The sequence below is a fragment of the Streptomyces sp. NPDC091289 genome, assembly GCF_044757365.1.
In the GTDB taxonomy this organism is placed as follows: domain Bacteria; phylum Actinomycetota; class Actinomycetes; order Streptomycetales; family Streptomycetaceae; genus Streptomyces.
On sequence record NZ_JBIVUT010000012.1, the window covers coordinates 87,228 to 111,346 of the forward strand.

The 24,119-nt window shown below is 72.1% G+C and carries 18 protein-coding genes; 7 read left to right on the top strand and 11 right to left on the bottom strand.

The annotated features are described in order from the left end of the window. Positions 1-7 precede the first annotated feature (7 nt). A complete protein-coding gene (locus ACIQPT_RS17735) occupies positions 8-3,052 on the bottom strand; it encodes an SNF2-related protein (protein WP_401156807.1) in 3,045 nt (1,014 codons plus the stop codon). A 170-nt stretch (positions 3,053-3,222) separates the two neighbouring features. After that, a complete protein-coding gene (locus ACIQPT_RS17740) occupies positions 3,223-4,152 on the bottom strand; it encodes a slipin family protein (protein ID WP_401156808.1) in 930 nt (309 codons plus the stop codon). A gap of 235 nt (positions 4,153-4,387) precedes the next feature. Here ACIQPT_RS17740 and ACIQPT_RS17745 point away from each other — a divergent pair, with 235 nt between their 5' ends. Then, a complete protein-coding gene (locus tag ACIQPT_RS17745) occupies positions 4,388-4,741 on the top strand; it encodes a hypothetical protein (protein ID WP_401156809.1) in 354 nt (117 codons plus the stop codon). Positions 4,742-4,772: 31 nt separating this feature from the next. Here the strand turns inward: ACIQPT_RS17745 and ACIQPT_RS17750 are convergent, their stop codons facing one another. Next, positions 4,773-5,471: a class I SAM-dependent methyltransferase gene (locus tag ACIQPT_RS17750; protein WP_401156810.1), complete on the bottom strand. Its 699-nt coding sequence runs from the start codon at positions 5,469-5,471 to the stop codon at positions 4,773-4,775. A gap of 74 nt (positions 5,472-5,545) precedes the next feature. Here ACIQPT_RS17750 and ACIQPT_RS17755 point away from each other — a divergent pair, with 74 nt between their 5' ends. After that, entirely contained in the window at positions 5,546-5,911 is a 366-nt protein-coding gene (locus tag ACIQPT_RS17755) for a DUF6343 family protein (protein ID WP_401156811.1), read from the top strand. Positions 5,912-5,993: 82 nt separating this feature from the next. Here the strand turns inward: ACIQPT_RS17755 and ACIQPT_RS17760 are convergent, their stop codons facing one another. From ACIQPT_RS17760 to ACIQPT_RS17770, 3 genes are all read right to left on the bottom strand, one after another. Further along, the gene (locus ACIQPT_RS17760) at positions 5,994-6,362 is read right to left on the bottom strand and encodes a tetratricopeptide repeat protein (protein WP_401156812.1); all 369 of its coding nucleotides are present in this window, start codon (positions 6,360-6,362) and stop codon (positions 5,994-5,996) included. 91 nt (positions 6,363-6,453) lie between these two features. Then, entirely contained in the window at positions 6,454-7,056 is a 603-nt protein-coding gene (coaE, locus tag ACIQPT_RS17765; protein ID WP_401156813.1) for a dephospho-CoA kinase, read from the bottom strand. A gap of 31 nt (positions 7,057-7,087) precedes the next feature. Continuing rightward, positions 7,088-8,026 (bottom strand): PAC2 family protein, encoded by a 939-nt coding sequence (locus ACIQPT_RS17770; RefSeq protein WP_030627562.1) that lies wholly within the window; start codon positions 8,024-8,026, stop codon positions 7,088-7,090. A 276-nt stretch (positions 8,027-8,302) separates the two neighbouring features. On the opposite strand from ACIQPT_RS17770, the gene ACIQPT_RS17775 reads away from it, so the two are divergent. Then, the gene (locus tag ACIQPT_RS17775; protein WP_401156814.1) at positions 8,303-9,262 is read left to right on the top strand and encodes a right-handed parallel beta-helix repeat-containing protein; all 960 of its coding nucleotides are present in this window, start codon (positions 8,303-8,305) and stop codon (positions 9,260-9,262) included. A 98-nt stretch (positions 9,263-9,360) separates the two neighbouring features. Here ACIQPT_RS17775 and rpsA read toward each other — a convergent pair whose 3' ends face one another. Beyond that, positions 9,361-10,890 (bottom strand): 30S ribosomal protein S1, encoded by a 1,530-nt coding sequence (gene rpsA, locus ACIQPT_RS17780; RefSeq protein ID WP_401156815.1) that lies wholly within the window; start codon positions 10,888-10,890, stop codon positions 9,361-9,363. 407 nt (positions 10,891-11,297) lie between these two features. On the opposite strand from rpsA, the gene ACIQPT_RS17785 reads away from it, so the two are divergent. After that, positions 11,298-12,146, top strand: a complete 849-nt coding sequence (locus ACIQPT_RS17785; RefSeq protein ID WP_401156816.1) for a class I SAM-dependent methyltransferase — start codon at positions 11,298-11,300, stop codon at positions 12,144-12,146. 63 nt (positions 12,147-12,209) lie between these two features. Next, positions 12,210-14,726 carry an ATP-dependent helicase HrpB gene (gene hrpB / locus ACIQPT_RS17790; protein WP_401156817.1) on the top strand — a complete coding sequence of 839 codons (2,517 nt, stop codon included), beginning with the start codon at positions 12,210-12,212 and terminating at the stop codon, positions 14,724-14,726. On the opposite strand, the gene ACIQPT_RS17795 is transcribed toward hrpB, so the two are convergent. The 3 genes from ACIQPT_RS17795 to ACIQPT_RS17805 all read right to left on the bottom strand — a co-directional run bounded on the left by ACIQPT_RS17795 (position 14,707) and on the right by ACIQPT_RS17805 (position 17,783). Next, positions 14,707-15,684 (bottom strand): DUF3068 domain-containing protein, encoded by a 978-nt coding sequence (locus tag ACIQPT_RS17795; RefSeq protein WP_401156818.1) that lies wholly within the window; start codon positions 15,682-15,684, stop codon positions 14,707-14,709. The genes hrpB and ACIQPT_RS17795 overlap by 20 nt on opposite strands. A 26-nt stretch (positions 15,685-15,710) precedes the next feature. Further along, positions 15,711-15,848, bottom strand: coding sequence for an SPW_0924 family protein (locus tag ACIQPT_RS17800; RefSeq protein ID WP_106973016.1), 138 nt, complete (start codon positions 15,846-15,848; stop codon positions 15,711-15,713). Positions 15,849-16,022: 174 nt separating this feature from the next. Then, a complete protein-coding gene (locus ACIQPT_RS17805) occupies positions 16,023-17,783 on the bottom strand; it encodes a lytic murein transglycosylase (RefSeq protein WP_401156819.1) in 1,761 nt (586 codons plus the stop codon). A gap of 188 nt (positions 17,784-17,971) precedes the next feature. Between ACIQPT_RS17805 and ACIQPT_RS17810 the strand changes: the two genes are divergently transcribed. After that, complete coding sequence (locus ACIQPT_RS17810) at positions 17,972-18,859, top strand: DUF4184 family protein (RefSeq protein ID WP_401156820.1); 888 nt, start codon at positions 17,972-17,974, stop codon at positions 18,857-18,859. Between the two features lie 83 nt (positions 18,860-18,942). On the opposite strand, the gene polA is transcribed toward ACIQPT_RS17810, so the two are convergent. Further along, entirely contained in the window at positions 18,943-21,654 is a 2,712-nt protein-coding gene (gene polA / locus ACIQPT_RS17815; protein ID WP_401156821.1) for a DNA polymerase I, read from the bottom strand. 129 nt (positions 21,655-21,783) lie between these two features. On the opposite strand from polA, the gene ACIQPT_RS17820 reads away from it, so the two are divergent. Beyond that, positions 21,784-24,084: an FdhF/YdeP family oxidoreductase gene (locus ACIQPT_RS17820; protein ID WP_401156822.1), complete on the top strand. Its 2,301-nt coding sequence runs from the start codon at positions 21,784-21,786 to the stop codon at positions 24,082-24,084. The last annotated feature ends 35 nt before the right edge of the window (positions 24,085-24,119 follow it).

The window sequence follows — 24,119 nt, forward strand, 5'->3', positions numbered from 1 at the left end:
CGGGGACTCATGCGGGCCTCCGCAGGGATACGAGGTCGGCGAGGTCACGGTCGCTGAGCTCGGTCAGGGCGCTCTCCCCGCTGCCGAGCACCGCGTCCGCCAGGGCCCGCTTGGACTCCAGCAGCTCGGCGATCCGGTCCTCCACCGTGCCCTCGGCGATGATCCGGTGGACCTGGACGGGCTGGGTCTGGCCGATGCGGTACGCCCGGTCGGTGGCCTGTTCCTCCACGGCGGGGTTCCACCAGCGGTCGAAGTGGACGACGTGGGCGGCGCGGGTCAGATTCAGCCCGGTGCCGGCCGCCTTGAGGGAGAGCAGGAAGACGGGGACCTCGGCGGACTGGAAGCGGTCCACCATCCGCTCCCGCTCGGGCACCGGCGTGCCGCCGTGCAGGAGTTGGGAGGGGATCGAGCGGGAGGCCAGGTGGGCGGAGAGGAGCTTCGCCATCGTCACGTACTGGGTGAAGATCAGGACCGAGCCGTCCTCGGACAGGATCGTGTCGAGCAGTTCGTCGAGGAGGGCGAGCTTGCCGGAGCGGCCCGTGAGCCGGGTGGGCTCCTCCTTCAGATACTGGGCGGGGTGGTTGCAGATCTGCTTGAGCGAGGTCAGCAGCTTCATGATCAGACCCCGGCGGGCGATGCCCTCCGCCGCCTCGATCTGCGCCATCGTCTCGCGGACGGCCGCCTCGTAGAGCGTGGCCTGCTCACGGGTGAGGGGGACGGGGTGGTCGGTCTCCGTCTTGGGCGGCAGCTCGGGGGCGATGCCGGGGTCGGACTTCTTGCGCCGCAGGAGGAAGGGCCGCACCAGCCGGGACAGCCGCTCCACCGCCTCCTCGTTGCCCAGGCCCGCGGCGGTGCCGGTGTTCTCCACGATCCGGGCGTGCCGGGCCCGGAACGCCTTGAGGGGGCCGAGCAGTCCCGGTGTGGTCCAGTCGAGGAGCGCCCAGAGTTCGGAGAGGTTGTTCTCGACGGGGGTGCCGGTGAGGGCGACCCGGGCCGGGGCGGGGATGGTGCGCAGCGCCTTGGCCGTGGTGGAGTGCGGATTCTTGACGTGCTGCGCCTCGTCGGCGACGACCAGGCCCCAGCTCTGCTCGGCCAGCTGGGTCGCGCTGGAGCGCATGGTCCCGTAGGTGGTGAGGACGAAGCCGCCGTCCGGATCGGTCAGGGTGCGGTCGGTGCCGTGGAAGCGGCGCACCGGGACGCCGGGGGCGAAGCGGTTGATCTCGCGGTGCCAGTTGCCGAGGAGGGAGGCGGGGCAGACCACCAGGGTGGGCGAGGGGTGGGCCCGGTGCAGATGGAGGGCGATGAGGGTGATCGTCTTGCCGAGGCCCATGTCGTCGGCGAGGCAGCCGCCGAGCCCGAGCGAGGTCATCCGGTCCAGCCAGGCCAGGCCGCGCAGTTGGTAGTCGCGCAGGGTCGCGTCGAGGCCGGGCGGCGGCGCGATCGTCAGGTCCTGGCTGAGGATCCGCGTACGGAGGGCGGCCAGCGCCCCGGCGGGCACGGCGTCCACCCGCTCGCCGTCCACCTCCGCGCTGCCGGTGAGGGCGACGGCCAGCGCGTCCACCGGATCCAGGAGCCCCAGCTCCCGCTTGCGCGCCTTGCGTACGAGGGCGGGGTCGACGACCACCCACTGGTCGCGCAGCCGCACCACCGGGCGGTGGGCCTCGGCCAGGGTGTCCATCTCGGCCTCGGTCAGCCGCTCGTCCCCCAGGGACAGCTGCCAGTCGAAGGCGAAGAGGTGCTCGGCGTCGAAGAAGGACGTGCCGTCGGTGGCCGATCCGGGCGCGGGCCGCACGACGGCGGCCGCGGAGAGCGAACGAGCCAGCTCGCGCGGCCAGTGCACGCCGACCCCGGCGGCGGCCAGCCGGGATCCGGCGTCGCTCAGCAGCTCGTACAGCTCGTCCTCGGTGATCGCGAGGACGTCGGGGACGGGCTGCCCCAGGAGTCGTTCCAGCGGGGCCCAGACGCGGGCGGCGCGGCGCAGGGCCAGCACCGCGTCGACCCGGGAGCGCGGCCCGAACGGCTCGCCCGCCGCGCCGTTCCACAGGGCGGCCGCGTCCACCATGTACGTCGGGTCGGCGAGGCTGTGGACCTGCACGATCGCCGCGGCGGCATGGCGGACCGCCGGATCGTCCGGGTGCTCGGGACGGGCGGATCCGTCGGCGGCCTCCGCCCCCTCGCGGGCGGCGGTGACCGCGTAGGTGTCGGCGGTGTCGAACAGCTCGTACGCGGAGAGGTCCAGGCGCAGCGAGACCCGCACGCCCGCGTCCAGGCCCGAGGACACCTCGACGGCCCAGGCGGCGGCATGGGGCAGATGCTGGGCCTCGCGGGCGGCGAACGGGGCGCCCATGGCGAACGCGGCGGCGGGCGTGCGCGGCAGCGTGTCGGCGACGGCGTCCAGGAACGACCCGATCAGGGCCTCGGAGTCGGGGAGCCGGGGCGGCGCGGAAGCGGGGACGGGCACCGCGCGCCCCTCGGGTGGCAGGGCGGCGGCGACCGCCCGCAGATGCGCGACGTCCTCGGCGTCCCTCGGGCCGGCCCGCCAGGCGTCGTGGCCGTCCGCCGTGAGTCCGGGGAGGAGCCTGCCGCGCGCGACGAGCTGAAGGGCGTGCAGCGCGGCCGCGCCCCAACAGCGGGTGGCGGGGTGGGCGGACGCGTGATGGCGGGCCCGGACGAGCAGGGGCAGCGCGTCGGCCACGGACAGCAGCGCCGCGGGCGCCCCGGTGGTGCGGACGCGCCCGGGGCCCGCCGCCGGGTCCGGGCGGACGACCGTGAGCCGGGCGCCGGTGTACGGGACGGAGTCGGGGTGCCCGGTGGCGTCCGCGTACGCGAAGGACGTGCCGCTCCACGCCTGAGCACCCTCACCGCGCCCCGGGCCGCCGTCCGCGTGCGGGTCCCGGCCGTCCGCGTGCGGGTCCCAGAAGGCGATGCGGCCGTCCCTGGGCACCGCGCCGGGCAGGAAGACCGCCGCGCAGCGCAGCAGGCGGCCGACGTCGGCGGTCCGGGGCGCGCCCTCGGTGTCCCACGCTTCGCCCTCACGGGCCCGTGCCGTCATGTCCGCCACCCCCTCCCACCTGATCCACGGTCTCCGTCGGCACGGAATGTGCTGACTCCGCGAGTCTAGGCGGGAGGTCTGACACTCCGGACTCCTGCCGCATCACCCCAGCTCAGCGCCGCAGGAACCGACCGGGCGCCCACCCTGCTCCGCGAGCGGGCCCACCACGCTCAGTGATGTGCGAACGGCTTCTCCGAGGAGGACGGCTCCGCCGGGGCCGATCCGGCGGCCGGTGCGGTCGGGTCGAACAGGGCGGCAGGTACGGCCGGGCCGGAGGCGGCGACAGGTACGGCCGGACCGGAGGACGCGGCAGGCTCGTCGTGCCCCGTCTCCGCCGCCGGCTGCTGCGCGCGCTCCAGGAAGCGGAGCAGCTCCACCGGGAAGGGCAGCACCAGGGTGGAGTTCTTCTCGGCCGCGACGGCGACCACGGTCTGCAACAGCCTCAGCTGGAGCGCCGCGGGCTGGGCGGACATCTCGCCGGCCGCCTGCGCCAGCTTCTTCGAGGCCTGGAGCTCCGCGTCGGCGTTGATCACCCTGGCGCGCCGCTCCCGGTCGGCCTCGGCCTGGCGGGCCATGGACCGCTTCATGGTCTCCGGCAGCGAGACGTCCTTGATCTCCACCCGGTCGATCTGCACGCCCCAGCTGACCGCCGGGCTGTCGATCATGACTTCCAGCCCCTGGTTCAGCTTCTCGCGGTTGGACAGCAGGTCGTCCAGGTCGCTCTTGCCGATGATCGACCGGAGCGAGGTCTGGGCCATCTGCGAGACGGCGAACCGGTAGTCCTCCACCGCGATGACGGCGCTCGCCGGGTCGACCACCTTGAAGTAGATGACGGCGTCCACGCGGACGGTTACGTTGTCCCGGGTGATGCCGTCCTGTGCGGGCACCGGCATGGTGACGATCTGCAGGTTGACCTTGCGCAGCCGGTCGATCCCCGGCACGACCATCGTGAAGCCCGGCCGCCGCACCTCGTCCCGCAGCCTGCCGAGCCGCAGCACGACGCCCCGCTCGTACTGCCGGATCACCCGCGCCGCCGAGGCCACGTACAGCGCCGCGGCGCAGAGCACCGCCACCAACGCGATCACCAGCTCCTGAGCCATCACGGGCCCCCTGAGAGGAAGGAAAGCGGACACTCAACGCACCCGCATAACACCTTTTACTCATTTATGCCCCATTTGGGCGCACGGTGAACCCCCGCCGAACGGCGACTCGCCCGGTCGGGCGCGCACCGGATGCCGGGGCGACCCCGGGCGGGCAGGGTGGCCAGCGCCAGCACGTCTTCCCGACGTACCGATTCGCCGGACGAGCACCGGACGAGCAGACGAGGACCCGCCCATGTCCGTGACCGCCACCGTTCACCGCCGACGCCGCCTCGGGATCGCCGCCGGAGTCACGCTCCTCGCTCTCGCCGTCTCGGGCTGCTCCGGGCTCGGCCGCACCGCCGTGGGCCCGGTGACGTACACGACGGAACGCGAAGCGGTGGTGCAGGTGAACAGCCCGTCGGTACGCGGCTGCCACCGGATCGCCCCGGCGGGAGCCCACGAGGTGGAGAACGGGACGCTCGTCGACATCATCCTGTACCGCACACGTGACTGCACCGGCGGCGGGACGACGTATGTGGCGACCAGGTTCAGCGATGTGACGGCGCCGGGCAGCGGCCCGTGGCGCAGCTACAGCTTCGTGCACTGATCGTCCGCGGTCATGGCTTCGCGTACGGACGTCAGAGCGCGGGGCGGGCCAGCAGCCAGGTGCCGTCGTCGGTGAGGGTGCGGTCCACCCTCAGGCCGGCCGCCGCGAGATACCCGGCCAGGTCCTCGTCGGACAGCTCCCGCGACCGGAAGGTCTGCGTCCATCGCGCGTCGTCGAAGTGATACTCCGCGCGCACGGAACGCACGCCGTCGCCCACCGGATCCACGGAGACGATCCGGACCAGGCCGCCCGACGGGTCGGTCCGCTCCCACGGCAGCTCCGAGCGGTGCGCCACGCCCTCGCGCTGGACGAGGACGATCCCGTCGTCCCGCACATGGGTCCGGCAGACGCGCAGCATCCCGTCGCGCACCCGGTGCTCGCCCGCGTGGACCAGGAACGAGCCGAGCAGCACCACGTCGAACCGCTCGTCGCCCAGGTCCAGCGACTCGATGGGGCTCCGCACCGTGCGTGCCCCGACGATGGTCTCCAGCATCTCGGGCGACTCGTCCACCGCCGTCACACGGAACCCGCGCCGCACCAGCGGGTGCGTCACCCGGCCCGCCCCGCAGCCCAGTTCGAGGATGCTCGCCCCGGCCGGGGCCACGCCCGCGATCACGTCCGGCTCCTCGCCGACGGCCAGCCGGCGATACAGCTCCACCGCGCACCCGTCCGGCGTGATGGCTCCGGGGCCGGTCCCCGCGTACCCCTCGCGTACCAGTGATTCGCCCATGCCGGACGAACGAGCCGCCGCCGGGCACGGTTCCCCGCCCCCGCCTCCTGTTCCGTCCGCCGCCGGGTGGGTCCATGCTGGTGAGTGAGGTGATCGCCATGCGTACCGGCAGTGAACCCGCGACCGCCCGCAGTCCGCTGCGGATGCGGCTCTGGCTGAGTCTGTGGGGGATGCTCTGGGCCCTCTTCGGCCTGGTGGCGTTCTCCCTGACCGGACGGCCGGGCTGGGCGGCGGCCTGCGCGGTGGTGCTGCTGCTCGCGGTGGTGGACTTCTGCGTGGTCACGTACCGCATGCGCCAGGGCCCGCACTTCCAGCCGGGCCGTGATGTCCCGCCGTACGAACCGGACCACGGCGACGGACGTCCACGCCGGCCGGGGCCGGGCCCGGACAGCGGCTGGAAGGGCGGTGGACGGGCGGGCCCCTCCACCGGACCCCGCTGACTCCCCCTGCCCCCCCCTGGAGGCCTCAGGACTGGCTGGAGGCCTCAGGACTGGCTGGAGGCCTCGGGCCTGGCTGGAGGCCTCAGGCCTGCTCGTCGAACTTCGCGGCGCGGAGGTACTCCGGCTTCGGGTCGAGCGCCGCCGCCAGCCGGAAGTGCCGGGTCGCCTGCTCGGGGCGGCCGGCCCGTTCGAAGGTGCGGGCCAGGGCGAAGTGGGCGAACGCGTTGTCCGGCTCGCGCTCCAGCACCAGCTCGAATTCCAGCTCGGCGGGGCGCAGTTGGGCGGCGGCGAAGAAGGCGCGGGCCCGGAGCAGCCGGGCGGCGGTGTTCTCCGGATGTGCGGCGATCACCGAGTCGAGGAGCTTGACGGCACCTCGGGGGTCCCGGGCGTCGAGCAGCTGCTCGGCCGCACGGAAGTCGATGACGTGGGTCTCCGGATTCCTCTCGGGCACGGTCGTGTCCTTCCCTTCCCTCGCGGGTTCCAACGCCCGCCCCGGAGCCGGTATTCCGCCACGTCCGGCCGGGGTGTCCCCGTACGCGCGCTCAGCGGGCGGCAGCCCTGCGGACCAACTCGTCCCAGACCGTGCGGACCTGCGGTTCCAGCGCCTCCAACGGCCCGTCGTTGTCCACGATCAGGTCGGCAACCGCCCGGCGCTGTTCGCGGGTCGCCTGGGCGGCCATCCTGGCACGGGCGTCGGCCTCGGTCATCCCGCGCAGCGTCACGAGCCGGTGGAGCTGGGTCTCCACGGAGGCGTCGACGACCACGACCAGGTCGTAGAAAGGGGCGAGCCCGTTCTCGGTGAGGAGGGGGACGTCGTGGACCACGACGGCGTCCTCGGGGGCCGCCCGTTCCAGCTCGGCCGCGCGGGCGCCGACCAGGGGGTGGACGATCGCGTTGAGCGCGGCCAGCCGTTCGGCGTCGGCGAAGACGAGCGCGCCGAGCGCCGGACGGTCCAGGGTGCCTTCGGCGGTCAGGACGTCCGGCCCGAACTCCTCGACGACGGCCGCGAGTCCGGGCGTACCGGGCTCGACGACCTCGCGGGCGATCCGGTCGGAGTCGATCAGGACGGCGCCGCACTCGACGAGCAGCCGCGACACTTCGCTCTTGCCGGCGCCGATGCCGCCGGTCAGGCCCACTTTCAGCATGGGCCGCAGCCTACGGGCCCGGCGGGGGCGCTCAGCCCTCGCCCTCCCGCTCGGCGAGGAAGCGCTCGAACTCCCGGCCGATCTCGTCGGCGGACGGCAGATCGACCGGCTCGGCGACGAGGTTGCCGCGCGTCTCGGACCCGGCGACGGCGTCGTACTGGTGCTCAAGGCCCTCGACGAGGGAGACGAGCTCCTCGTCGCCCTGGCCGATCTGCCGGTCGATCTCGGTCTGGGTGCGGTGCGCCTCGGTGCGCAGGGAGTGCGCGAGGGCGGGCAGCACCAGACCGGTCGCGGCCGTGATGGCCTCCAGCGCGGTCAGCGCCGCGTCCGGGTAGGAGGACCGGGCGACGTAATGCGGTACGTGCGTGGCGACGCCGAGGACGTCGTGGCCGGACTCCATCAGCCGGTATTCCACGAGAGCCTCGGCGGAACCGGGCACCTGGGCCTCGTCGAAGGGGCTGCGGTGGCCCGGCATCAGGTCGGTGCGGTTGCCGTGCGGGGTGATGCCGACGGGGCGGGTGTGCGGGACGCCCATCGGGATGCCGTGGAAGTTCACCGCGAGCCGGACGCCGAGGCGCTCGACGATCTGCTCGACGGCGGCGGCGAACCGCTCCCACTCCACGTCCGGCTCCGGGCCCGACAGCAGCAGGAAGGGCGCTCCGGTGGCGTCCTGGACCACCCGGACCTCCAGGGTCGGGGCCTCGAAGGACGTCCAGCGGTCGCGCCGGAAGGTGAGCAGGGGACGCCGTGCGCGGTAGTCGACGAGCCGGTCGTGGTCGAAGCGCGCGACGACCTGGTGGGGCAGCGTCTCCAGCAGGCCGTCGACGATCTGCTCGCCGGTCTCGCCCGCGTCGATGTAGCCGTCGAAGTGGTAGAGCATGACCAGGCCGGCCGACTCCTGCGCCAGCGCCATGTCGACGACGGCCAGGCCCTTCGGCTCCCATTCGTACAAACTCTGCGGATCAGGCACGGTTACCGCTCCTCCTCGTGTTCCTAGGGAAGAACACGAGCGTCGGCACGAGCATTCCCCGTGCCCGCACCTTTCCCCGGCGCGCGCGGGTCACGGCCCATCAGTTGCCCGCGCCGCGCGAGCGTTTCACCGGGTCCGGCGTCGCCCGCCGATCCTGGTCCAGACCTTGACGCGCCCCGGCGTCGTCCCTACCGTCACTGGGCAACACGTTCAGACACGCGTACCACATTCATGTACGGGAACGATCTGGACCCCTCCGACGGGAAGGCACCCCCCATGCGCACCCGCTCCCCCCTCACCGTTCTGCTCGCCGCCGCCCTGGCCTCCGGTGGTCTCACCCTGGCCGGCGCCGGACCCGCGAACGCCGCGGTCATCGAGGTCAGCACCGCCGCCCAGCTCAAGTCGGCGCTCACCGCCGTCTCCCCCGGTGACACGATCCGGCTCGCCGACGGCACGTACACCGGGAACTTCAAGGCCACCCGGCCCGGCACCTCCGGGGCGCGGATCACCCTCACCGGCTCCAGCAGGGCCGTCCTGACAGCGGGCGGTGGCTATGGGCTGCACCTGAACGGCGCCTCGTACTGGACGGTCCAGGGGGTCACGATCCAGGGCGGCCAGAAGGGCATCATGGCCGACGCGGCGAACGGTGTCGTGATCGACTCGGTCACCGTGCACGACCTGGACATGGAGGGCGTCCACTTCCGTCGGTCCAGCAAGGACGGCGTCCTGAAGAACTCCCGGATCTACGACACCGGGCAGAACGGACGCGGCATGGGCGAGGGCGTGTACGTCGGTTCGGCCGGCGATCTCTCCGACCGCAGCGACAACGCGCAGATCCTGAACAACACCATCGGCCCCGACGTCGGCGGCGAGTCCATCGACATCAAGGAAGGCACGACCGGCGCGAGGATCATCGGCAACACCTTCGACGGCCACGGGCTGACGGGCGCCAACTACGACGACTCCTGGGTCGATGTGAAGGGCAACAACGTCCTGGTCGAGGGCAACAAGGGGTCCCGCACCACCAACAACGGCTACGAGACCCACACCCAGCAGAGCGGCTGGGGCTGCGGCACCGTCTTCCGCGACAACTCCTCGGACCTCTCCGGGGCCACCGGCGACAAGCAGCTCGCCATCAACGTCACCAACGACAGCTCCGATTGCCGCACCACCGTGTACGCGAGCAACACCGTCACCGGCGGCAAGGGGCTGACCAACATCGCCGTGACGCCATGACGGGCTGAACATGCGAGTGAGGCCCGCCCCCCGAAGGGAACGGGCCTCACTCAACGCTCTACAGCTACTGCAGCCGATGAGCCGCCGGGGTCAGAGCGTCAGCTCTGGCCGCCCGCGAGCTTCTCGCGCAGCGCGGCAAGGGCCTCGTCCGACGCCAGGGCGCCGGAGTTGTCCGCCGACTCCGAGGAGTACGAACCGCCGCCGCCACCGCCACCGCCACCGCTGCCGCCGGAGGCGGCCGGAGCAGCGCCGGCCGGGGCAGCAGCGCCCTCGGCCGCAGCAGCCTCGTCGGCCTCGCGGGACTTGATGACCTGGGCCTGGTGCTGCTCGAAGCGCGACTGCGCCTCGGCGTACTGGGTCTCCCAGACCTCGCGCTGCGCCTCGAAGCCCTCGAGCCAGTCGTTGGTCTCGGGGTCGAAGCCCTCGGGGTAGATGTAGTTGCCCTGGTCGTCGTACGACGCGGCCATGCCGTACAGGGTCGGGTCGAACTCGACCGAGGCCGGGTCGCCACCGAAGGACTCGTTGGCCTGCTTCAGCGAGAGGCTGATGCGACGGCGCTCGAGGTCGATGTCGATGACCTTGACGAAGATCTCGTCGTTGACCTGGACGACCTGCTCCGGGATCTCCACGTGGCGCTCGGCCAGCTCGGAGATGTGGACCAGACCCTCGATGCCCTCGTCGACGCGCACGAACGCACCGAAGGGAACGAGCTTGGTGACCTTACCCGGGACGACCTGACCGATCTGGTGCGTCCGGGCGAACTGCTGCCACGGGTCTTCCTGCGTCGCCTTGAGCGACAGGGAGACGCGCTCGCGGTCCATGTCGACGTCGAGGACCTCGACGGTGACTTCCTGGCCGACCTCGACAACCTCGGAGGGGTGGTCGATGTGCTTCCAGGACAGCTCGGAGACGTGCACGAGACCGTCGACGCCACCCAGGTCCACGAAGGCACCGAAGTTGACGATCGAGGAGACGACGCCGGAGCGGACCTGACCCTTCTGCAGGGTCGTGAGGAACGTCTGGCGAACCTCGGACTGGGTCTGCTCGAGCCAGGCGCGGCGGGACAGGACCACGTTGTTGCGGTTCTTGTCCAGCTCGATGATCTTGGCCTCGAGCTCCTTGCCCACGTAGGGCTGGAGGTCGCGGACACGACGCATCTCGACGAGCGACGCCGGGAGGAAGCCACGGAGGCCGATGTCGAGGATGAGACCACCCTTGACGACCTCGATGACGGTACCGGTGACGATGCCGTCCTCTTCCTTGATCTTCTCGATGGTGCCCCAAGCACGCTCGTACTGAGCGCGCTTCTTCGAGAGAATCAGGCGGCCTTCCTTGTCCTCCTTCTGGAGAACCAGGGCCTCGATCTCGTCGCCGACCTTGACGACCTCGTTCGGGTCGACGTCGTGCTTGATCGAGAGCTCGCGGCTCGGGATGACACCTTCGGTCTTGTAACCGATGTCGAGGAGAACTTCGTCCCGGTCAACCTTGACGATGACTCCGTCAACGATGTCGCCGTCGTTGAAGTACTTGATCGTCTCGTCGATCGCCGCGAGGAACGCGTCCGCGTCGCCGATGTCGTTGACCGCAACCTGCGGAGTGGTGGCGGTGGTCTCGGTGCTGCTCGTCATGTGGGAAAGGGCTCCGGTACGGACAGAGAGTCGTAGGTACTGCTACGCCGAAAGCCCGTATCGCCTCTGCAGAAGCCGGACAGCCTGGAAAGCGCCATCCGTTTCCGGAGAGACGCCTCGACAACCGAGGGGACATGCAACAGACGCGAGCGCGGCCTGCTAGGTCTGAGGCGCGCAGGCTCGCAGCGCAACTTGTAGCATACGGGGGCAGCCGGACAGGGTCAATGCGCGAAGGCGCACACCCGGGGCACATCACCCCAAACCCGGCACAACTCGTGTTCTCCGAGGCCACATCGGCCCGAGAACACTACGGCACGGCGCCGCGGACACGCGTCCGTACCCCCGGGGTACGCCCTCTGGTACGTACCGCGAGCGGCGGGTGAAGGCAAACTACAACGACGGGCACGATGAGCCAAGAGATCCACGGGACCTACTCCGCAGAACCCACAGAATCCGCGGAACCCATCGAACCGGAAGCCACCCGCCGCGCGGCGGACGAGGCGGAGAGCAGCCGGGCCAGCCGCGGCTGGTGGGACCGGAACGCGGACGAGTACCAGTCGGACCACGGCGGTTTCCTGGGGGACGACCGCTTCGTCTGGGGTCCGGAAGGGCTGGACGAGGCGGAGGCCGCCCTGCTGGGGCCCGCCTCCTCCCTCAAGGGCCTCGACGTCCTGGAGATCGGGGCCGGGGCCGCCCAATGCTCGCGGTGGCTGGCCGGCCAGGGCGCCCGCCCGGTCGCGCTCGACCTCTCGCACCGCCAGCTCCAGCACGCCCTGCGGATCGGCGAGGACCTCCCGCTGGTCGAGGCGGACGCGGGCCGGCTCCCGTTCCGGGACGGCTCCTTCGACCTGGCCTGCTCCGCGTACGGGGCGGTCCCGTTCGTCGCCGACCCCGTCCAGGTCTTCCGCGAGGTCCGGCGGGTGCTGCGGCCCGGCGGGCGCTGGGTGTTCTCCGTGACCCACCCGATCCGCTGGGCGTTCCCGGACGAGCCCGGGCCCGAGGGGCTGTCGGTCGCCGCCTCCTACTTCGACCGTGTCCCCTATGTGGAGCAGGACGAGAACGGCGACGCCGTCTATGTGGAACACCACCGCACCCTGGGCGACCGGGTCCGGGACGTGGTGGCGGGCGGTTTCCGGCTGGTCGACCTGGTGGAACCGGAATGGCCCGCCTGGAACAACCAGGAGTGGGGCGGCTGGTCCCCGCTGCGCGGCAACCTGATCCCGGGCACGGCGATCTTCGTCTGCGAGCGGGACTGACCGTTCGCGGACGGAAGCGCCCGTACGACACCGGGGGCGTGACGCCCGTACGACACTGGGGGCGTGATCCGTACCGAAGCCCTGGACCGTCTGCCCGTTCGCACCGCCGTGCCCGCCCTGGAGCGCGCGCTGGATGACCGGGGCGTCGCCGTCCTGTGCGCCCCTCCCGGCACCGGCAAGACGACGCTGGTCCCGCTGGTGCTGGCCGGACTGACCGGGGAGGGACCGGTGCGCCGGGTCGTGGTCGCCGAGCCGCGCCGGATCGCCGCGCGGGCGGCGGCGCGGCGGATGGCCTGGCTGCTGGGCGAGCGGCCGGGCGGCCGGATCGGGTTCACGGTGCGCGGCGAGCGTGTGGTGGGCCCGGGGACCGTGGTGGAGGTCGTGACCACCGGGGTGCTGCTCCAGCGGCTCCAGCGGGACCAGGAGCTGGCCGGGATCGACGTGGTGATCATCGACGAGTGCCACGAGCGGCATCTGGACGCGGACACGGTCGCCGCGTTCCTCCTGGACGTACGCGAGGCGATCCGGCCCGATCTGCGGCTGGTGGCGGCGTCCGCGACGACGGACGCGGAGGGCTGGGCACGGCTGCTGGGCGATGCCCCGGTGGTCGAGGCCGAGGGCGTCTCGTATCCGGTGGAAGTGGTCTGGGCGCCGCCCGCCCGTCCGGTGAAGCCGCCGCACGGGATGCGCGTGGATCCGGCGCTGCTGACGCATGTGGCGGGGACCGTGCGGCGGGCGCTCGGTGAGCGGGAGGGGGACGTGCTGTGCTTCCTGCCCGGCGTCGGGGAGATCTCGCGGGTGGCCGGGCAGCTCACCGGGGTGGCCGCCGAGGTGCTCCAGGTGCACGGGCGGGCTCCGGCCGCCGTGCAGGACGCGGTGTTGGCCGGTTCCTCCGAGGGGCGGCGGGTGGTGCTGGCGACCTCGGTGGCGGAGTCGTCCCTGACGGTGCCGGGCGTGCGGGTCGTCGTCGACTCGGGTCTCGCGCGCGAACCCCGTACCGACCATGCCCGGGGCCTGAGCGCCCTGACGACCGTACGGGCGTCCCAGGCGGCCGGCCGGCAGCGTGCCGGGCGGGCGGGGCGGGAGGCCCCGGGGGCGGTGTACCGGTGCTGGGACCAGGCCGAGGACGGGCGGCTCGCCCGCTTCCCATCGCCGGAGATCAAGGTCGCCGACCTCGCCGCGTTCGCGCTCCAGGCGGCGTGCTGGGGCGATCCGGGCGCCTCCTCGCTCGCGCTGCTGGACCCGCCGCCCGCCGGGGCGATGGGCGCGGCGCGGGAGGTGCTGGACGCGATCGGCGCGGTGGACGGCGAGGGCCGGGTCACCGACCGGGGCGTACGGATGTCCCGGCTCGGGCTGCATCCCCGGCTGGCGCGGGCCCTGCTGGACGGCGCGCGGGAGGTCGGGGCGCGGCGGGCCGCGGAGGTGGTGGCCCTGCTGAGCGAGGAGCCGCCGCGGGAGTACGGGGACGATCTCGCGGCGGCGCTGCGGACGGCCCGCCGGGGCCAGGACGGGTACGCGGCGCGCTGGAAGCAGGAGGTGCGCCGGCTGTCGTCGTCGCTGGGCGGCGGCACGTCGGGCGGGAAGGACGCCACCCGCACCGACGACGCCGTCGTGGGGCTCGTCGCCGCGCTGGCCTTCCCCGAGCGGGTGGCGCGGGCCCGGGGCGACGGGGCCTTCCTGATGGCGTCGGGTACAGGCGCGGAGCTGCGGGACGGATCGCGGCTGCGCAGTGCGCCCTGGCTGGCGGTGGCGGTCGCGGACCGGCCCTCCCACGCGGCCTCGGCGCGGGTGCGGCTGGCTGCGGTGGTCGACGAGCCCACCGCGCTGCTGGCGGCCGGGCATCTGCGGGTGCGGGGCGAGGAGGTCCGCTGGGTGGACGGTGCGGTGGTGGCCAGGTCCGTGGACCGGCTGGGAGCGGTGGAGCTGGCGGTACGGCCGCTGAAGCAGCCCGATCCGGAGCTGGTGCGCGGGGCCCTGGTGGAGGGGTTGCGGCGGGAAGGGCTGGGGCTGCTGCGGTGGACCCGGGACAGTGAGCAGTTGCGGCTGCGGCTGGCGTTCCTGCACCGGGTGCTGGGGTCGCCGTGGCCGGACGTCTCGGACGGGGCGCTGCTCGCGGAGACCGGGGCGTGGCTGGAGCCGGAGCTGTCGCGGGCCCGGCGGCGTTCCGATCTGGGGCGGATCGACGCGGGCCAGGCGTTGCGGCGGCTGCTGCCCTGGGCGACCGGGGAGGGCGCCCGGCTGGACGAGCTGGCGCCGGAGCGGATCGAGGTGCCGAGCGGTTCGCGGATCCGGGTGGAGTACGGCGGGGAGCAGCCCGTGCTGGCGGTGAAGCTCCAGGAGCTGTTCGGGCTGGGCGAGACGCCCCGGGTGGCCGGGGTGCCGGTCCTGGTCCACCTCCTCTCCCCCGCCGGGCGGCCCGCGGCCGTCACGGCGGACCTGGCGTCGTTCTGGCAGGAGGGGTACAAGGCCGTACGGGCGGAGTTGCGCGGCCGCTACCCGAAGCATCCGTGGCCGGAGGACCCCACGACCGTACTGGCGACGCGGTTCACCTCGGCGCGGCTCAAGCGGCAGGGTTCCTAGGACTCTCCGGCCGCGGCTGCCTGGAACGCGCCTCCAGCCACAGGGCGAGCGCGAACAGTCCGAGGCCGAGGCCGAGGAAGCCCCAGGGCAGGTACGAGGTGAGCAGGAGGACCAGGACGCGCTGGGACTTGACCAGCTCGACGGTGTCCACGATGTAGTCCTCGCGCATCTTCACATGGCCGGAGAACGCGGTGACGGTGTCCTGCGACATGCCCATCTTCTTGGCGTTGCGCAGCTCCTCCTTGTGGATCTCCTCGCCGTTGACGGGGGCTCCGGTGACCGGGTCGACCCAGAACATGCGCTTGGTGGTGTACCAGCGGGTCATGCCGGTCTGCGCGATCTGCTCGGCGGTGATGCCCTCGATGGGCATCTTCTTGGGCATCGGGACCTTGGTCCACGGGATGGTCTGCTCGAAGTAGTAGACCTCCAGGCCGCGGAAGGTGCGGGTGCCCTTGTAGTGGATGGGGGCGGTGGTGCGGCTCTGGGCGTCGAAGTACTCGTAGTCCCGTTTCTCGGTGAGGAAGGGCCACTTGAACTCGATGCCCTCGCGCCGGACCGGGTCGCCGTCGACCATTTCGCCGGTGGCGTTGACGGGGGCCTGGGTGTGGGCGTCGAAGATGTAGCGCTCGGGGATCTCGGAGACCATCTTGCCGTCGGGGCCCTGGATGTAGGAGAGGGCGTCCCAGACGACGACGTCGCGTCCGGCGCTGCGTTCGATCTTCTCGGACTCCTCCACGTTGCCCTTGAGCGTCTGGACGATGGTGACCTTGTCGACCTTCTTCGCCTTGAGGGTGGTGTAGTCGAGGAGGGTCGCGGGGGACGCCTCCAGGACGACTTCCTGGTACTGGCTCGGCGGGACCTTGGCCAGGCGCGGGAAGGCGTACCAGCGCATCAGCGGCGACATGGCGGCGAAGAACACGGCGAAGGCCAGGAGTACGAGACCGGCTCGGCGGCGCATGGTGGTGACCTCTCCCTCTGCGGCGGCTATCTCTTCGGGCCCGGGACGGTGGTCAGCAGGGGTTCGGGCGAGGTCTCCCCGGCCGGGGAGCCGACGGCGGAGATGGTGAACACGAGCGCGAGGGCGGCGGCCAGTCCGATGGCGGCGGCGACGAGGGCACGCATGCTCGGCCTCCCGGGGGCTGTGATCCGATGACGGCGACCTGATGGGTCGTCAGGGCTGGGGCACCGTAGCAACCGGGGCGCGAGATGAGAACACAGCGGACAGCCCCTCGGCCGGGTGGCCGAGGGGCTGTCCGCTACTGCTGTGCGGTACTGCGGTACCGCGCTGCCAAGGGGTCAGGCTCCGGGGGTTTCCGTCTTTCCCGGTGCCGGCTCCTCGGGAGCCGTCTCCTCCGGGTCCGTCTCCTCCGGGGCCTGGACGGTGAGTTCGATGACGACCGAGGCGCCGCCCTCGGTGGTCAGGCGCAGCAGATAGGTGCCCTCGGTGTCGTCGGCGAAGATCTCCGGGAGCCGGAGCACGCCGTCGGCGTCCGTCGTCAGGGTGGTGAGGGTGCGGACCGGCTTGCCGTCCGCGTCCTTGAAGTACGGGCCCTTGTCGTTGTCGAAGAGCCCCAGCGGGTCCTTGACCATCGTGGCGGTGACGGCCACTCCGGCCGCGGCGGCGTCCTTGTACGTGGCCTTGACGGTGACGGCGTTCGCGAACTTCTCGCCGGGGGCGGCGACGAGCGCCTTCTCGTCGGTGCGGGCGATCGCGTCGGCCTGGCGGGCGGTGACGGTCGCCGCGTAGGTCAGGGTGCGCGGCCGGCCGGCGCCGGCGACGGCGGTGACCGTGAACTCCCCGGCCTTCTCGCCGGCCTGGAGCGCCGGTGCGGTGGCGGTGCCGTCGGCCCCGGTCGTCACCTTGACGGTCTTCTTGCCGCCGGCGAAGAGCGTGCCGGTGTTCCCGGTGACGGTGAAGGTGACGGGCACCTTGGCGAGCGGGGCGCCGAGCGCGTTGCGGGCACGGACGGAGACCCGCTCGTCGAACTCCTGGCCCGCGGTGGCGCGCAGCGGGCCGGTGCCCGCGTTCTCCAGGGAGCCGAAGGTCTCGGCAGGCGGCGTCGGCTTGGGCGTGGGCGGCTTCGGCTTCGGGCTGGTGGAGCCGTCGCCGGGCTTCGAGGGGCCGGGAGACGGCTTTCCGCCCGGCTTGGACGGGGAGGGCTTCGGGCTCGGGGTCCCGCTCGGGCCGGTGCTGGTGCCCGGACGCGGGCTCGGGGAGGGGGTGCTCGGGGAGGTGGGCAGCGTTCCGGTGCCGTCGGGGATCTCGTGCGTACCGCGCTGGTAGTACGAGAACCAGGAGCGGACGGTGCGCAGATACTCCGTGGAGCGGTTGTAGCTCAGCACGGCCTTGTCGAGGTCGGCGGCGATGGCCAGATCGCGGTCGTTGGCGCAGAGGTAGCGGCCGGCGGCGAGCGCCGCGTCGAAGATGTTGTTGGGGTCCTTGCGGCCGTCGCCGTTGGCGTCCTGACCCCAGGACGCCCAGGTCGACGGGATGAACTGCATCGGGCCGACCGCGCGGTCGTGGACCGCGTCGCCGTCGTACGCCCCGCCGTCGGTGTCCTTGATCAGTGCGAAGCCCTGGCCGTTGAGGGCCGGGCCGAGGATCGGGGACGTGGTGGTGCCGTCGGCGTCGACCCGTCCGCCGCGGGCCTGGCCGGACTCGACCTTGCCGATCGCCGCGAGGAGCTGCCAGGGCAGCCGGCAGTTCGGGTCGGTGGTCGCGACGGTCCGCTCGGCCTGCTTGTACGCGGCCAGGATCGACGCCGGAATGCCCGCTTCCGCACTCCCGGTCGTCGGCAGATTGCTGGACGATCCGGGCTTGTCGGGCGTGACCAGGGGCGGAAGGTCCGTGTAGTAGGGCGAGTTGCCGGTCGCGGCGCCGTCGTCCCCGGCGCTCGCGGTGTCCTCACCGGCCGCCTTCGGGTCACCGTTGCCGGTGGATCCTTCGGCCAGGGTCGCTGCGGGCGCCTGCGAGGCCGCGAGCGCCGCCACGGCGGCTGCCGCCACCGCGGTGGTCGTGGCCCCCTTGCGCAGACGTCGGCGAATGTGCGCTGCCATACGTTCCGGTCCCTCCCCCTCGAAGGCTGCTCGCGCTCCCCAGCGCGTGGACTCCAGCGACCCTACGGCAACTTGTGTCGCCCGGACACCGAGCCCTGACCGCTTCTTACTGTTTTCTCACCTTCCCGGTCGCACCTTGTCCGGTCGGTCACGGACGGGTGCCCTGACGGTCCCGCATACTTGCCGCCATGCCGTTCACGCTCAGTCATGCCGCCGCCGTGCTCCCGGCGGTCCGCCGGGACGGGACCGCCCGGTGGCCGCTGTTCCCCTCGGCGCTCGTCGCCGGTTCGTTCGCACCCGACATCACCTACTTCGCGGACACGGTGATCCCCGGGGCGATGGAGTTCGGGTCGTTCACGCACACCTTCCTCGGGGTGGTCACGGTGAATGTGGCCATCGCCGCGGTGCTGGTGGCGGTGTGGGCGCTGCTGCGGGAACCGCTGGTGGCGCTGTTGCCGGTACGGGTCCGGGGCCGGGTGCACGCCTTCGTCCGGGGGCAGCGGTGGACGCGCGCCTCCTTCGGGCCGTCCGCCTGGCTGTGGTTCGCCGTCTCCGGTGCGCTGGGGGCGGCCACCCATGTGGTGTGGGACGCGTTCACCCACCACAGCCGGTGGGGGACGGAGCTGGTGCCGGTGCTCAGCCGCACCGTCGGCGGCTTCCCGGTGTTCCAGTTCGTCCAGTACGGCAGTTCCGCCCTGGCCCTCGTCGTCATCGGCTGGTTCGCCGCCACCGGGCTGCGGCGCACCGCCCCGGCCCCCGTGCCCGACGAGGTCCCGGTGCTCGGCCGCCGGGAACGGCGGGGCGCGCTCGGCCTGCTGGCCCTGTGCGTGCTGGTCGGCGTCGTCCACCGGTGCGCCCGCTGGTACGCCCACTTCGGCCGGGTGGAGAGCCCGCTCGACATCATCCCCACGGCCTGCTTCGGCGCGGGCGCCGGACTGGCGGCCGGACTGCTGCTGTACGGGGTGTGGATGCGGCTGCTGCGCGGGCGGCGGGGGACACGGGGCCCGGGACGAGCCGTGCGCGTACCGCAGGAGCCCGAGTCCCGTACGGGAGTGCCGGCCGGCCGGGAGCGGTAACGAGAGAGGGCGGGCCCACAACCGAACGGAAGAGGGTGGGCCCGCGACCGCGATGCGGTCCCGGGCCCACCCTCCTGGCTCGCTCAGTGCGCGGCCGACTCCCAGTCCTTGCCGACGCCGACCGAGACGTCCAGCGGGGCGCGCAGCTCGACGGCGTGGGCCATCTCGTGGCGCAGGATCTCCTCCACCCGCTTCCGCTCGCCCTTCGCGATCTCCAGGACGATTTCGTCGTGGACCTGGAGCAGCATCCGCGAGGTCAGCTCCGCCTCGGTCAGTGCCTTGTCCACCCGCAGCATCGCCACCTTCACGATGTCCGCGGCGGTGCCCTGGATCGGGGCGTTGAGCGCCATCCGCTCGGCGGCCTCGCGGCGCTGGCGGTTGTCGCTGTTCAGGTCGGGGAGATAACGGCGGCGGCCCAGGATCGTCTCCGTGTAGCCGGTGGCCCTGGCCTCCTCGACGACCCGGTGGAGATAGTCCCGCACCCCGCCGAACCGCTCGAAGTAGGTGTCCATCAGCACCCGGGCCTCGGCGGGGTCGATGTTCAGCTGCTGGGAGAGGCCGAACGCGGAGAGACCGTACGCCAGGCCGTAGGACATGGCCTTGATCTTGCGGCGCATCTCCGCGTCGACCGCGTCCTTCTCGACGCCGAAGACCTGCGAGGCGACCGTGGTGTGCAGGTCCTCGCCGGAGGCGAACGCCTCGAGGAGACCCGCGTCCTCGGAGAGGTGCGCCATCACCCGCAGCTCGATCTGGCTGTAGTCCGCCGTCATCAGCGTCTCGAAGCCCTCGCCGACGACGAAGCCCCGGCGGATCGCCCGGCCCTCGTCGGTGCGGACGGGGATGTTCTGCAGGTTGGGGTCGGTGGAGGAGAGCCGGCCGGTCGCCGCCACCGTCTGGTTGAACGTGGTGTGGATCCGGCCGTCGGCGGCGATCGTCTTGATCAGGCCCTCGACGGTGACCCGCAGCTTGGCCTGCTCGCGGTGGCGCAGCATCAGGACGGGCAGCTCGTGCTCGGTCTGCGCGGCCAGCCAGGCCAGCGCGTCCGCGTCCGTGGTGTATCCCGTCTTGGTCTTCTTCGTCTTCGGCAGCCCCAGCTCGCCGAAAAGGATCTCCTGGAGCTGCTTGGGCGATCCGAGGTTGAACTCGCGGCCCACCGCCGCGTGCGCCTCCTTCACCGCCTGCTGCACGGTCCCGGCGAACTGCTGCTCCATACCCTCCAGATGGGCCCGGTCCGCGGCGATCCCGTGCCGCTCCAGGCGGGCCAGCAGGATCGAGGTCGGCAGCTCCATGTCGTGCAGCAGCTCGGTGGCGTTGACCTCCTTCAGGCGGGTGGTGAACGCGTCGCCCAGGTCGAGCACGGCACGGGCCTGCGCCATCAGGGCGTCCTGCTCGGCCCGGTCGTCCGCGCCGAAGGCCAGCTGCCCGTCGGAGGCGGCGGCCGGGGCCAGCTCCCGGCCCAGATACTCCACGGCCAGCGCGTCCAGGGCGAAGGAGCGGCGGCCCGGCTTCACCAGATACGCGGCGAGCGCGGTGTCCATCGCGACGCCTTCGAGCCGCCAGCCGTGCTCGGGCAGGACCCGCATCACGTTCTTCGCGTTGTGCAGGACCTTCGGCCGTGCCGGGTCCGACACCCAGGCGGCGAACGCCTGCTCGTCGGCCTCCTCCAGCTGCGTCGGGTCCAGCCAGGCGGCGGCCCCGTCGGCGGCGGCGAGCGCGATCTCGGTGACCGTGCCGGCCCCCAGCGACCAGGTGTCCACCGTCATCACGCCGAGCGGCTGCGCGCCGTGCGCCTCCAGCCACGGGGCGACCTCGCCGGAGCCGAGCACGGCCCCGTCCAACTCGATCCCCGCCGCCGGTGCGGGCGGCTCGGCCTCGGCCGCACCCGGGTCGACGGCCAGCAGCCGCTCGCGCAGGCTCGGGTTACGGATCTCCAGTATGTCCAGGACACCGGTGACCGCCGTGCGGTCGTACGGAGCGCGCTCCAGCTCGGCCGGGCCCTTCGGGAGCTCCACGTCACGGACCATCTCGGTCAGCACCCGGTTCATCTTCACCGCGTCCAGGTGGTCGCGGAAATTCTGCCCGGCCTTGCCCTTGACCTCGTCCGCCCGCTCGACCAGATCGGCGAACGAACCGAACTGGTTGATCCACTTCGCGGCCGTCTTCTCACCGACCCCGGGAATGCCCGGGAGGTTGTCCGACGGGTCGCCGCGCAGGGCGGCGAAGTCCGGATACTGCCGCGGGGTGAGCCCGTACTTCTCGACGACCTTCTCCGGGGTGAACCGGGTCAGCTCGGAGACGCCCTTGGTGGGGTAGAGCACGGTCACGTTGTCCGTGATCAGCTGGAAGGAGTCCCGGTCGCCGGTGACGATCAGGACCTCGAACCCGGCCGCCTCGGCCTGGGTCGCCAGCGTCGCGATGACGTCGTCCGCCTCGAACCCGTCCACCGCGAACCGGTCCGCGTGCATCGCGTCCAGCAGCTCGCCGATCAGCTCGACCTGCCCCTTGAACTCGTCGGGGGTCTTGGAGCGGTTCGCCTTGTACTCCGGGAACTCCTGGGCGCGCCAGGTCTTGCGGGACACGTCGAACGCCACCGCGAAGTGCGTGGGCGCCTCGTCACGCAGGGTGTTCGCCAGCATCGACATGAAGCCGTACACGGCGTTCGTCGGCTGCCCCACCGCCGTCGTGAAATTCTCCGCGGGCAGGGCGAAGAACGCCCGGTACGCCAGGGAGTGCCCGTCCATGAGGAGCAGGCGCGGTCGGTTGTCTGCCGTCTTCTTCGATGCCGTCTCAGCCACGCCCCCGATCCTGCCACGGACCACTGACAATCCGGACCGGCACGACATCCGAAGGACCGTGACAGGATCGATGGTGAGGACATCGACACGTCGCTCACGTGGAAGAAGCGCTCGAAGGGGAGCAGCAACATGGCCACCAAGCCGCCGACCGGTGACCCGGTCCAGGACGCCCCGCAGGTCGACCCGGCCCCGCACTCCGCCGCCGGACTGCCCGCCGTCGCCCACTCCCTGCGCATCGCCCAGCAGCAGATGGGCGTGCGCCGCACCGCGCAGACCCTCCTCAAGGTCAACCAGAAGAACGGCTTCGACTGCCCCGGCTGCGCCTGGCCCGAGGGCGACAAACGGCACACCGCCGAATTCTGCGAGAACGGCGCGAAGGCCGTGGCGGAGGAAGCGACGCTGCGCCGCGTCACCCCCGACTTCTTCGCCGCCCACCCGCTGGCCGACCTCGCCGGGCGCAGCGGCTACTGGCTGGGCCAGCAGGGCAGGATCACCCACCCGGTGTACCTCCCCGAGGGCGCCGACCGGTACGAGGCGGTGTCCTGGGAGCGGGCGTTCGCGATCATCGCCGAGGAGCTGACCGCGCTCGGCTCCCCCGACGAGGCCCTCTTCTACACCTCGGGCCGCACCAGCAACGAGGCCGCGTTCCTGCTCCAGCTCTTCGCCCGCGAGTTCGGCACCAACAATCTGCCGGACTGCTCCAACATGTGCCATGAGTCGTCCGGCTCGGCGCTCACCGAGACCATCGGCATCGGCAAGGGCAGCGTCTCGCTCGAAGACCTCCACCAGGCCGACCTGATCATCGTCGCCGGCCAGAACCCCGGCACCAACCACCCCCGGATGCTGTCCGCCCTGGAGAAGGCCAAGATATCCGGAGCGAAGATCATCTCGGTGAACCCGCTGCCCGAGGCCGGCATGGAGCGGTTCAAGAACCCCCAGACCCCGCAGGGCATGATCAAGGGCACCCCCCTCAACGACCTCTTCCTCCAGATCCGCATCGGCGGCGACCAGGCGCTCTTCCGCCTCCTCAACAAGCTGATCCTCGCCACCGAGGGCGCCGTCGACACTGCGTTCGTCACCGAACACACCCACGGTTACGAGGAGTTCGCCAAGGCCGCCGAAGCGGCCGACTGGGACGGGACCCTGGCGGCCACCGGCCTCACCCGCCCCGAGATCGAACAGGCCCTCGCCCTGGTCCTCGCCTCGAAGCGCACCATCGTCTGCTGGGCGATGGGCCTCACCCAGCACAAGCATTCCGTGCCCACCATCCGCGAAGTCGTCAACTTCCTTCTGCTGCGCGGAAACATCGGCCGCCCCGGCGCCGGAGTCTGCCCCGTGCGCGGCCACTCCAACGTCCAGGGCGACCGCACCATGGGCATCTTCGAACGGCCCGCACCGGCCTTCCTCGACGCCCTCGACAAGGAATTCGGCATCACCTCGCCGCGCCATCACGGCCTGGACGTGGTGCGCTCCATCCAGGCCCTGCGCGACGGCGAGGCGAAGGTCTTCTTCGCGATGGGCGGCAACTTCGTCGCCGCCACCCCCGACACCGCCGTCACCGAGGCCGCGATGCGCCGCGCCCGCCTCACCGTCCACGTCTCGACCAAGCTCAACCGCTCGCACGCCGTCACCGGGACCCGCGCCCTGATCCTGCCGACGCTCGGCCGCACCGACAAGGACGTCCAGACGGGCGGCAAGCAGTTCGTCACCGTCGAGGACTCCATGGGCATGGTCCACGCCTCGCGCGGCAACCTCACCCCCGCGAGCCCCCACCTGCTCTCGGAGCCGGCCATCGTCGCCCGCCTCGCACGGGCGGTGCTCGGCGCCGAGTCCCGTACGAACTGGGAGGAGTTCGAGCGGGACTACGCCACCATCCGCGACCGCATCTCCCGCGTCGTCCCCGGCTTCGAGGACTTCAACACCCGCATCGCCCGCCCCGGCGGCTTCACCCTCCCCCACGCCCCCCGCGACGAACGCCGCTTCCCCACCGCCACCGGCCGCGCCAACTTCACCGCCGCACCCGTCGAGTACCCCGAACTCCCCGACGGCAGGCTCCTGTTGCAGACCCTGCGCTCCCACGACCAGTACAACACCACCATCTACGGCCTGAACGACCGCTACCGGGGCATCAAGGGCGGCCGCCGCATCGTCATGGTCAACCCCGAGGACGCCGCCGCACTCGGCCTCGCCGACGGCGCGTACACCGACCTCGTCAGCGAGTGGAAGGACGGCGTCGAGCGCCGCGCGGAGGGCTTCCGCATCGTCCACTACCCCACCGCCCGGGGCTGCGCCGCCGCCTACTACCCGGAGACCAACGTCCTGGTCCCCCTCGACTCCACGGCCGACACCAGCAACACCCCGGCCAGCAAGTCGGTCGTCATCCGCTTCGAGAACCCCCGGAGCGACTCCGAGAACACCCGGAGCGACTGAAAACCGCCACCCACTAAGCGTCCGCTCAGCCGTCT